General features: G+C 56.8%; 3 protein-coding genes and 2 pseudogenes. 1 reads left to right on the top strand and 4 read right to left on the bottom strand.

Features of this window, described 5'->3' with window-relative positions; all coding sequences use genetic code 11:
• Nucleotides 1-231, top strand: a pseudogene (locus M0974_RS25550) (MATE family efflux transporter); the annotation flags it as partial.
• Here the strand turns inward: M0974_RS25550 and M0974_RS25545 are convergent.
• The 4 genes and pseudogenes from M0974_RS25545 to M0974_RS25530 all read right to left on the bottom strand — a co-directional run.
• Nucleotides 225-1,085 carry an alpha/beta hydrolase gene (locus M0974_RS25545; RefSeq protein ID WP_297843632.1) on the bottom strand — a complete coding sequence of 287 codons (861 nt, stop codon included), beginning with the start codon at nucleotides 1,083-1,085 and terminating at the stop codon, nucleotides 225-227. The pseudogene M0974_RS25550 and the gene M0974_RS25545 sit on opposite strands and share 7 nt — an antisense overlap.
• Nucleotides 1,086-1,186: 101 nt before the next feature.
• Nucleotides 1,187-1,996 (bottom strand): DUF4123 domain-containing protein, encoded by an 810-nt coding sequence (locus tag M0974_RS25540; RefSeq protein ID WP_297843629.1) that lies wholly within the window; start codon nucleotides 1,994-1,996, stop codon nucleotides 1,187-1,189.
• Nucleotides 1,993-3,672, bottom strand: coding sequence for a contractile injection system protein, VgrG/Pvc8 family (locus tag M0974_RS25535; RefSeq protein WP_297843627.1), 1,680 nt, complete (start codon nucleotides 3,670-3,672; stop codon nucleotides 1,993-1,995). The genes M0974_RS25540 and M0974_RS25535 overlap by 4 nt, the downstream gene beginning before the upstream one ends.
• Before the next feature lie 304 nt (nucleotides 3,673-3,976).
• Nucleotides 3,977-4,455, bottom strand: a pseudogene (locus M0974_RS25530) (arginine decarboxylase); the annotation flags it as partial.

Raw genomic sequence — 4,455 nt, 5'->3', positions numbered from 1 at the left:
TACCTGCTGGATGGCCTGTTTATCGGTGCCACGCGAGCGCGGGAGATGCGCAATGCCATGCTGCTGAGCGTGGCATTGATAGCGCCCTTTGCCTGGTTCGCCAAAGACCTTGGCAATCACGGCCTTTGGATGACCTTCCTTCTGTTCATGCTGTTGCGCGGCGTAACCCTGGGCGTAGTCGCCTGGCGCCTGAACCGCAGCGACGGCTGGTTTGCTGCCTCAAGTCATTGAGCCGCGACAGGCTGCGCTGGCAGATCCGCCTGAATGAAATCAACCACGTCATTCAACACTGGAGCCAACCCACGCAGCGGGCGCGACATGGCGGCGACCAGCGTGGCGTGGCCGGTTCGGGAAAAATACAGCTCGCGCACTGGCACGCCATCCGCCCGCAGACGCGCAGCCAAACCACCGGTATTGCGAGTTGGGTTCACCACGTTGTCGTCTTTCGATGCGATCAATAACGCGGGCGGTGACTGGCGACTGACATGGTTGATCGGTTGTGAGTCTGGCGGAGAGTTCGGGAAGAAAAACACTGGTTTCACGTCCTCGTTGTCTATCGGCAAGAAGTCATAAGGACCGGCCAGGCCAATCCAGCCCCGGAGCATTGAGGGCTTTAGCCCTACCTTCGCGAGAAACCTGGGGTCCAAGGCGACCATCGCAGCGTTGTAAGCCCCAGAGCTGTGACCCATCACGTACAAACGATGGGTATCCCCGCCGTATTCGTGCACATGCTGGAACGACCACGCCACCGCCCGCGCCGAGTCATCAAGAAAGGTCGGATAGCGTACTTGTGGGTACAACCTATAATCAGCGATCACCACGACTATCCCCCGCGACGCCAACGCTTCGCCGACAAACCCATAGTCAGCCCTGGAGCCACTGTTCCAGCTTCCGCCGTAAAAAAACACCACCACTGGGGCCTTAGTCGGGGCGTCAACGGGGGTGTACACGTCCAATTTGTTACGCGGATCGTCGCCGTAAGCGATATCTGAAACTTTGGTAAACGTATTCCCAGGCGTCAGCGCATTAAGAATATTGATGGGCGAACACGCAGTAAGAACAGTCGCCAAGAAACCGGCCAACATTGCTTTGAATACGTTGTGTGTCACTGCACTGCCCCATGGTTGAGAGCGATGAACCGATTAACTATCTGGGCAACCGCAATGATTGCGAGCGGCCAGTATGGCTACGACCACCCGCCCTGCCAATAGTTAGTCAGTGCCTTGAAGCGCGCTTGCTGGGTGTCGCCAGACAGGTCCGATGGAACTGCGGCGGATGGGAACTTTGCCCGCAACGCCAACCATTTATCGAGCACCGCGCTGATGTTAAATCCAAGCCGCAGGCCTTCGTGAACGTGGTGAAGTGTTTCACGATAATCGCTGCCGTTGGCGTAGCTCCAGGTATAGGCGTGATGCTCAAGCAGGCATTGTTGCAACTTGTTTTGCTGTCTTGGGCTGAGTAGGGGTTCGTCGGTTAGCGCGGGCACTTCCAGATTGGGATTGACCACAAACTGTCGCCCTTGAGTGTCGTCGACTTTGTCGCCCCAAGGTCCGCCGTACCAGGTCAGCGACTCGATCGGCCCCAGCCAGATGCTGAGTTCTTGCGCATCCATCGAGTCGAAAAAATAGCTGGCGGTTTGTACGTTGTAATACGTAAGCAGGCTTTTATGGTGCTCGCCAAATCGGACCGTCAGCATGCGCCGTAGATGCGCGAGCAATTGCTGCTTTGGCGCGGAGCAGACGATTATCAAACCGGGCCAATCTTCTGACTCCTGCGGAAATGCCTGGCTCAATGGGCTACCTGGCGCCATGCGTATCAGCAATGGGCCTTGACCACGAACCTTGTGCAATGGGGTGTGCGCGAACAACTCGTCCCCTGCGTAACTGTCGTTGAAGCGCCGTTTGAACTGCTCAACCAGCCCCGGCATGCTAAGCGTATCCAGTAATAACCAGCCATTGTGAGGGGCTGGAGCATAACGCCATGGGTCGTCGTTCATTGAGCCACCCGTCCATCAAACCCGGTCTTTATCCGGCAACTGCATGGGTGCTGCTGGCAATGGGCGAAGCTGCCCCCCAACGGCAATAGACACAGCAGAATTAAAGGATGGCTGTCTCGCAGCAACGCCATCATCTGGTCGACACGCGGGTATAACGCGTCACAGTCCGGCTCGGCGCTGGCAGCGTCATCGTTATCACCTGCAACCGACAAAGGCTGCGCGTCGAAAGTAATCTGCGTGCTGCGCAGATTCAGGCGGTCGCTGTCCATCTGTACGGTACTTTCACCCACGCAGAACGACAATCGGGTGTGCTCATCGAACGTTAACGTTATCCCGGGAGACATGTTTATCCTCCGTTCGCCGTCAACAAACGCCCGGGGATCTAACCGCAAACCAAGCGAAGCCGGTGTTCCTGTCTCGCGGATGAACTCTGCGCCCGTGGCGTTGAGGGCCAGTGTTACATCGTCTTGTTCGATGCACGCGGTCACCAAGGGTCGGTCGGGGTCGCCCTGAATGAAACTTACCACGACGTCCGTTCCAACCCGAGGCAGCGTGCTTCGCTCATCGGCGCGTGTTAACGCCGTCGACACCGGCACCCAGCAATTGGCGTAGAGCGCACCATCACCTTGTCGCTCCCAGTCGAATTGCACGCTGATTCGACCTGACGAATCGCAATACACTTGACCAGCAACCGGTCCCACTACCCGTGCACGTTGCACACCGAACATCCTTGGCCTTGGGGTAGGCAGAGTGGGCCGAAAACCAATTTCCCAAGGCGTCGCCCGAAAATGATTACGGTAGGGCAACGCGCTGCTATCAGCGACGAACAACTGGTCGAGCATCTGCACGGGGCTGCCTTGGTGCTGTACTTCAGTCAGCAGCCAGAGATGATTCCATTCGTTATGCGGATGCCCACTCAAGGGCAGTAAAAGCCCCGCACGTAAGTAAGGCGAAGTGCTTTCACCTTCTGCTCGCTCCAGCGCTCGACTCCTGAAGTCCTCGCCCTTGGCGATGCTCACCGTGAATTGATCTACCCGATGCCTGACGGGCTTGGCCTCACCAGATTTTATGGGCTCCGGTGCGGTGGCGTAAAAGCAGGCTGGCCCTCGACGAAATCCGCCTTGGCTGTCACCAAACACCAGTACATGACGCAGCTTCGAATGCTGAAAATGGTAGTGGATACCCTCCTCGTCGCACAGCCGCTGAACAAGCTCAAGGTCCGATTCGTGACGTTGCGCGCAATACAAGCGCTCGGGGTAAGTGCCGCTGAGCTCGAAACGGAGGTTCTCGGCGTGTATCCCATGCTCCTTAAGTACCCGCGCAATGATTTGCGGAGCCGACAGGTTTTGGAAAATTCGCTGATTGTAGCGTTGGCCAAGGCAGCCTAGCCGGGGCCCGAGGCTCAGGCGGTAGTGGCCGGCACCCGAACACCTGTGACTGAGGCTCGCACCTTGAATCTGGCCGTTGATACCGACTTCAGTCCCGGCGAAGCTTAACCATGCCGATAGGTACATGAGGCTATGCAGATTTAAATCAGGGGATTCACTGACCACTTCAAGCTCAAAGGCAAAAAGCGTGCTGATCGCCTCCTTCCCGCTAAACGACAGTACGTTAAGGGGTTGGGTCAGGTTCGGAATATCCAGACGAAAAAAGGGTTCGCTGACTGGATCGAACATCGGCTGTTTCTCTACTGGGGGACGACCGGGGATTCTCGCTGAGAGATCCTTCGGAGTAGAGGGCCAAAATGCAGAACAGGAATCGGACTACAAAAGAACAGGACGCGTCTGACAGGTTGCAGGTGAATCCAGGCAGCGCCCACAGTTTCGTGCCTGGCAAAGCCCTGTGGGCGTTGGCGGCATTCGCTAACAAGTTCGCTCCCTCTGGGATGTGAGAACTGCCCCAGTTCCAGCGTCTTGCCGAGAAACTGTGGGAGCGAATTCATTCGCGAATGCCGTGACGCGGTTTACCTGTAGCCCGGAATCAAGACGATAAGTACGACGAACGTGTCAGGCCAAGGCGCAACGCGTCCAGGTACTGGGTTCGCTCGCGCGGGGTGATGTTGGCGCTGGCTACCTTGTCGCGGTAATGATTCATCAACTCTTCTGGCGACAAGTGCACGTAACGCAGCATGTCCTCAATGGTGTCGTGGGTTTCAATGCCGGCGTGGTAAACACTGCCATCTTCGTTCTGGTAGATGTTCACCGAGTCGGTGTCACCAAACAGGTTGTGCATATCGCCCAGGATTTCCTGGTAGGCGCCCACCAGGAAAATTCCCAGCAAATAATCTTCGCCTTCGTTAAGCGCATGCACGGGCAAGCTGGTTTCAATGCTCTGCTCATCGACGTACTGCTTGATCTTACCGTCGGAGTCACAGGTCAAATCTTGCAGAACAGCACGGCGCATCGGCTCTTCGTCAAGACGGTGCAACGGCAGAATAGGCAGTACCTGGCCAATCGCCC

Origin of the sequence: Pseudomonas sp. (assembly GCF_026224925.1) — a bacterium.
Classification (GTDB): domain Bacteria; phylum Pseudomonadota; class Gammaproteobacteria; order Pseudomonadales; family Pseudomonadaceae; genus Aquipseudomonas.
The sequence above is the reverse complement of the archived record's forward strand: the minus strand, read 5'-3'. Positions and strand labels throughout refer to the sequence as shown.

Bases quoted from the DNA above. Each gene is read 5' to 3' on its own strand.
- M0974_RS25535 (WP_297843627.1), bottom strand. From the start codon at position 3,672: ATGTTCGATCCAGTCAGCGAACCCTTTTTTCGTCTGGATATTCCGAAC.
- M0974_RS25545 (WP_297843632.1), bottom strand. From the start codon at position 1,085: ATGTTGGCCGGTTTCTTGGCGACTGTTCTTACTGCGTGTTCGCCCATC.
- M0974_RS25540 (WP_297843629.1), bottom strand. From the start codon at position 1,996: ATGAACGACGACCCATGGCGTTATGCTCCAGCCCCTCACAATGGCTGG.